Source organism: Comamonas aquatica NBRC 14918 (assembly GCF_000739875.1).
Taxonomy (GTDB): domain Bacteria; phylum Pseudomonadota; class Gammaproteobacteria; order Burkholderiales; family Burkholderiaceae_C; genus Comamonas; species Comamonas aquatica.
The window spans coordinates 1-5,867 of sequence record NZ_BBJR01000094.1 but is presented as its reverse complement, the minus strand read 5'-3'; the positions used below and the strand labels follow the sequence as shown (position 1 = coordinate 5,867).

5 protein-coding genes are annotated in these 5,867 nt (G+C 55.6%); all 5 read left to right on the top strand.

Features of this window, described 5'->3' with window-relative positions; translation table 11 throughout:
* Positions 1–102 precede the first annotated feature (102 nt).
* Positions 103–432 carry a helix-turn-helix domain-containing protein gene (locus CA2_RS17810; RefSeq protein ID WP_217997652.1) on the top strand — a complete coding sequence of 110 codons (330 nt, stop codon included), beginning with the start codon at positions 103–105 and terminating at the stop codon, positions 430–432.
* Between the two features lie 509 nt (positions 433–941).
* The gene (gene tig, locus CA2_RS16970; RefSeq protein WP_042420299.1) at positions 942–2,252 is read left to right on the top strand and encodes a trigger factor; all 1,311 of its coding nucleotides are present in this window, start codon (positions 942–944) and stop codon (positions 2,250–2,252) included.
* A 143-nt stretch (positions 2,253–2,395) separates the two neighbouring features.
* Complete coding sequence (clpP, locus tag CA2_RS16965; RefSeq protein ID WP_042420295.1) at positions 2,396–3,004, top strand: ATP-dependent Clp endopeptidase proteolytic subunit ClpP; 609 nt, start codon at positions 2,396–2,398, stop codon at positions 3,002–3,004.
* 104 nt (positions 3,005–3,108) lie between these two features.
* On the top strand, positions 3,109–4,371 hold the full coding sequence (gene clpX, locus CA2_RS16960; RefSeq protein ID WP_042420292.1) for an ATP-dependent Clp protease ATP-binding subunit ClpX: 1,263 nt from the start codon (positions 3,109–3,111) through the stop codon (positions 4,369–4,371).
* A gap of 132 nt (positions 4,372–4,503) precedes the next feature.
* Positions 4,504–5,867 (top strand): LON peptidase substrate-binding domain-containing protein (locus CA2_RS16955; RefSeq protein WP_042420302.1); only part of this gene is annotated, 1,364 nt, incomplete at its 3' end.

Here is a 5,867-nt window from a genome sequence, read left to right as displayed (position 1 = left end):
GCTTACAGCATGAAACCCATTTTGGGGTATCCCATTTTGGGATTTTGATGTATGCTGTTTCAGCTTATGACTGCTACAAGCCACTTGGAACTGCTGAGGGAGATGTTTCCCGAAAAATTTGTGCTGGACATTGATGAGGTTGCAAAGGTGCTGGGGTGCAGCAAGCAGTGGCTCTATGTGCAGAGTTCGAGGAATGCTCTTCCTTTTGCAAAATTGCCCGGTTCACGCATTCGTGTGACGGTGATGGAACTTGCTAGGTATCTGGACGCATCAGGTGCGCAACCTGATGCCGATAAAGTTGCTGCGCCGATTGAAAAGGGAACAGCAAGCTCTGATGAAGTGCAACTAGCTCAAGAACAGCCAGTCGCAAAGAAGAAGATTGGACGGCCAAGAAAGATCGATGGAGTGCTGAACAACCGAGGAAGAAGTTGATGCACGCATCAGGATGTGTTCCTGAGGTTCAGTCTTTTGCAGACTGCGGTTTTGGTGTTTGAAATAGCCGTAAACGGATGTGGCGAGAATGGCAGCATTGGCTGATGAATTTGCCAGCCCTAAAACTTGCTGTGAGTTTTTGGGAGCTATCAACAACAGGGATTTGGCTGTTGAAGTGTGCTAGCAGGCTGCTCAGAGCCATAAATGTCTCTTGATTTCATCCTGATGCGTGCTCTAACGTGAAATCTTTGGGAAACGCCAATTTGATTGGCTTTCATGGTTAGAATAGAAGGCTAATTTAACCTCGAAGCGTGGGGTTGGGGATGCTTTGTTTTGAAAAAGTCGTTTAAAATCAACGACTTACAAGATTTAGGTCCTGACGCCAGCAATGGTGTGGGGGTTCGAGTCCCCCCCCGCGCACCACATTCCAGTGAGACTATGCGGAATACGGTGCAGGCTGTGAACTGCAGCCGGCTCGGTCCACTACTTTCCCCGAATTAGGAATCACCATGGCCGTTACAGTTGAAACTCTCGAGAAGCTTGAGCGCAAAATCACGCTGAGCCTGCCCCTCGCTGCGATCCAGACCGAAGTTGAAGCGCGTCTGAAGAAGGTTGCACGCACTGTGAAGATGGACGGTTTCCGTCCTGGCAAGGTGCCCATGAATGTGGTGGCGCAGCGTTATGGCTACTCCGTTCAGTATGAAGTGCTGAACGACAAGGTGGGCGAGGCTTTTGCACAGGCTGTGGCCGAGACCGGTCTGCGCGTGGCAGGTCAGCCTCGTATTTCCGAAAAGGAAGGCGCTCCCGAAGGTCATGCCGATTTCGAAGCCGTGTTCGAAGTGTTTCCTGAAGTGAAGATCGGTGATCTGGCCGGTGCGGCAGTGGAAAAGCTGACCGCCGAGGTGGATGACGCCGCCATCGAGAAGACCCTGGACATCCTGCGCAAGCAGCGCCGCACTTTCGCCCAGCGTGCAGCCGATGAAGCCGCTGTGGATGGCGACCGCGTGACCGTGGACTTTGAAGGCAAGATCGACGGCGAAGCATTTGCCGGCGGCAAGGCTGAAGGCTTCCAGTTCCTGGTGGGTGAAGGTCAGATGCTCAAGGAGTTCGAAGACGCTGTGCGTGGCATGAAGGCGGGCGAGTCCAAGACTTTCCCTTTGGCCTTCCCTGAGGACTACCATGGCAAGGATGTGGCTGGCAAGACGGCCGACTTCTTGGTGACTGTGAACAAGCTGGAAGCTGCACACCTGCCCGAAGTCAACGAGGCGCTGGTGAAGTCGCTGGGCATTGCTGATGGCAGCGTGGAAGCTCTGCGCGCAGACATCAAGAAGAACCTGGAACGTGAAGTGAAGTTCCGCCTGCAGGCCCGCAACAAGCAAGCTGTGATGGATGCCCTGGTGTCGGTTGCCGAGCTGGATCTGCCCAAGGCGTCTGTGCAAGCTGAAGTGGCCCGTCTGATGGAAGGCGCGCGCGCTGACCTGAAGCAACGCGGCATCAAGGATGCGGACAAGGCTGAAATTCCTGAAGACATCTTCCTGCCCCAAGCTGAGCGCCGTGTGCGCCTGGGCTTGGTGGTGGCTGAACTGGTCAAGACCAACAAGCTGGAAGCCACTCCTGAGCAACTGAAGGCCCACGTGGACGAGCTGGCTGCTTCCTATGAGAAGCCTGAAGAGGTGGTGCGTTGGTACTTCGGTGATCGCCAACGTCTGGCGGAAGTGGAAGCTGTTGTGATTGAAAACAACGTGACCGAATTTGTGCTGGGCAAGGCCAAGGTCAGCGACAAGGCTGTGTCGTTTGAAGAACTGATGGGTCAAGCGTAATCAAGCTGGCTTGCTGCCACATCTGCCTTGAGAAGGTGGGTGTGGCCTAAAAAGTTCTGATTTCGGGGCTTGTGCTTTCGAGTGCAGGCCCCATTTCATTTCTTGGTTACAGTATTTGTTCTGTTCCATCGTATGGAGAAAACATGAGCGCATTGGATATGCAAGGTTTGGGTATGGTGCCCATGGTGATTGAGCAGTCAGGCCGTGGTGAGCGGTCCTATGACATCTATTCCCGCTTGCTCAAAGAGCGCGTGATTTTTTTGGTGGGTCCGGTGAATGACCAGACGGCCAATCTGGTGGTGGCGCAGTTGCTGTTCCTGGAGAGCGAGAATCCTGACAAGGATATTTCCTTCTACATCAACAGCCCCGGCGGTTCGGTCAGTGCAGGCATGGCGATTTTTGACACCATGAATTTCATCAAGCCCGATGTGTCCACGCTGTGCTGCGGTATGGCCGCCAGCATGGGCGCTTTCTTGCTGTCCGCGGGCGCCAAGGGGAAGCGATTCGCCTTGCCCAACTCGCAAGTCATGATCCACCAGCCATTGGGTGGTGCCCAGGGCCAGGCAACGGAAATCGAGATCCATGCCCGCGAAATTCTGAAGACGCGCGAGCGTCTGAACAAACTCTTGGCCGAGCAGACTGGCCAGCCACTGGAAAAAATCCAGCACGACACCGAGCGTGACTACTTCCTGTCAGCGCACGAAGCCAAAGACTATGGCTTGGTCGACAGCGTGATCGAAAAGCGCGTGTAACACACGGCGCTGCTAGGCAGCAGGCGGCGCTTTCCCCTTCGGATAGCGCCGTTTTTTCATTGCTATCATCCTCTCTCTATTGACGTAAACAAGGCGTAGCCCCCATGGCCGAGAAAAAAGGCACATCCAGCGAAAAGAACCTCTATTGCACCTTCTGCGGCAAGAGCCAGCACGAGGTCAAAAAGCTCATTGCTGGTCCGTCCGTCTTCATCTGCGATGAATGCATTGACTTGTGCAATGAAATCATCCGGGATGAAGTGCCGGGCAATAGCCCACGCGAAGCGCGTGGAGATCTGCCTACGCCTGCAGAAATCAAGGCCAATCTCGACAACTATGTGATCGACCAGGAGCAGGCCAAGCGCACGTTGGCGGTGGCGGTCTACAACCACTACAAGCGTCTGAATCACAAGGACAAGGCCGGCAAGGACGATGTGGAGCTGTCGAAAAGCAATATTTTGCTGATCGGTCCCACGGGTTCGGGCAAGACTTTGCTCGCGCAAACCTTGGCGCGGCAGTTGGATGTGCCTTTCGTCATGGCCGATGCAACGACCTTGACCGAGGCAGGCTACGTGGGTGAGGACGTTGAAAACATCGTTCAGAAGCTGCTGCAAAGCTGCGACTACAACATTGAGCGCGCCCAGCGCGGCATCGTCTACATCGATGAAATCGACAAGATCTCGCGCAAGTCCGACAACCCCAGCATCACTCGGGATGTGTCGGGTGAAGGCGTACAGCAAGCATTGCTGAAGCTGATCGAGGGCACCATGGCCAGTGTGCCCCCCCAAGGCGGGCGCAAGCACCCCAACCAAGACTTTCTGCAGGTTGATACCACCAACATCCTGTTCATTTGCGGCGGTGCGTTCCAAGGCCTGGAAAAGGTGATTGAAAACCGAACCGAGGCATCGGGGATCGGTTTCGGCGCCGCCGTGCGCAGCAAGGCCAATCGTTCGTTGACCGAGCTGTTCCGCGAGATTGAGCCGGAAGACCTGATCAAGTTCGGCATCATCCCCGAACTCGTGGGGCGTATGCCGGTTGTGACGGCGCTGACCGAATTGAATGAAGAAGCTTTGGTGCGCATCTTGACCGAGCCCAAGAATGCGCTGGTCAAGCAATTCAGCAAGCTGCTGGCCATGGAAGGTGTGGAACTGGAAGTGCGTCCTGCCGCGCTCGGTGCGATTGCGCGCAAGGCGATCGCCCGCAAGACCGGTGCACGTGGACTGCGCTCCATTCTTGAGCAGTCTTTGCTGGGCACCATGTTCGAGTTGCCGAATCTTGAAAATGTAGAGAAGGTGGTGGTGGAGGAGTCCACCATCGCTGAAGGCAAGACGCCTTTGCTGGTGTACCGAGAAGCCGCGAAGAAAGCTTGAGTGAAATCGGATAGAGCTACTGGTGCGTACGGGTGTTCGTGCCGTAGCTCAAGCTGGCAGGTGCAAGCTGCCTGCAGCAGTGCAATTGATTAGTCAGCGTCCGCAATGCGGCGCTGGCGAGTAAGGAGTTCCATGTCTGGATCAACGGAGTTGTCAGTCACCGAGCGTGCGCAACTGCCACTGTTGCCTTTGCGCGATGTGGTGGTGTTCCCGCATATGGTGATTCCGCTGTTTGTGGGTCGTGCCAAGAGCATCAAAGCTCTGGAGCTGGCCATGGAGGCGGATCGTCGCATCATGCTGGTGGCGCAGAAAACAGCGTCCAAGGATGAGCCTGCAGTCTCCGACCTGTTCGAGGTCGGAAGCATTTCAACCATTTTGCAAATGCTCAAGCTGCCCGACGGCACGGTCAAGGTGCTGGTGGAGGGGCAGCAGCGCGCCAAGTTGTTGGATGTGCAGGATCAGGAGACGCATTTTGTGGCTGCTTGTGTGCCCATGGATGCTGGCGAGCCTGTGGCGGATGCGAGTGAAGTGGAGGCGTTGCGTCGCGCGGTCTCGCAGCAGTTCGATCAGTACGTCAAGCTGAACAAGAAGATTCCCTCTGAAATCCTGACGTCGATTGCCGGGATTGATGATGCGGGTCGTTTGGCCGACACGATTGCGGCGCATTTGCCTTTGAAACTGGACCACAAGCAGTTGGTCCTGAATCTGGCAAACGTGAAAGAGCGGCTGGAGAATCTCTTCGAGCAACTGGAGCGCGAAGTCGATATCCTGAATGTCGATAAGAAGATTCGCGGTCGCGTAAAGCGCCAGATGGAGAAGAACCAGCGCGATTTTTATTTGAACGAGCAGGTCAAAGCGATTCAGAAGGAGTTGGGGGAGGGCGAGGATGGCGCCGATCTCGAGGAGATCGAGAAGAAGATCAAGGCTGCCAGGATGCCTGCAGAGGCGCGCAAGAAAGCCGAAGCGGAGTTCAAGAAGCTCAAGCTGATGTCGCCCATGTCTGCCGAAGCCACGGTGGTGCGCAACTACATCGATGTGTTGACGGGCTTGCCTTGGTCGAAAAAAACCAAGATCAAGCATGATCTGGCGAATGCTGAAGAGGTGCTGAACGCTGACCACTTTGGCCTGGAAAAGGTCAAGGATCGCATTCTGGAATATCTTGCCGTGCAGCAGCGTGTGGACAAGGTCAAGGCGCCCATTTTGTGCCTGGTCGGGCCGCCCGGTGTGGGCAAGACCTCGCTGGGGCAGTCGATTGCCAAAGCGACGGGGCGCAAGTATGTGCGCATGGCTCTGGGCGGCATGCGCGACGAGGCGGAAATTCGTGGGCACCGCCGCACCTACATCGGTGCGATGCCCGGCAAAGTCTTGCAAAGCTTGGAGAAGGTCGGAACACGCAATCCGCTGTTCCTGCTCGACGAAATCGACAAGCTGGGCATGGACTTCCGCGGGGACCCCTCCAGCGCTTTGCTGGAGGTGTTGGACCCGGAGCAAAACTG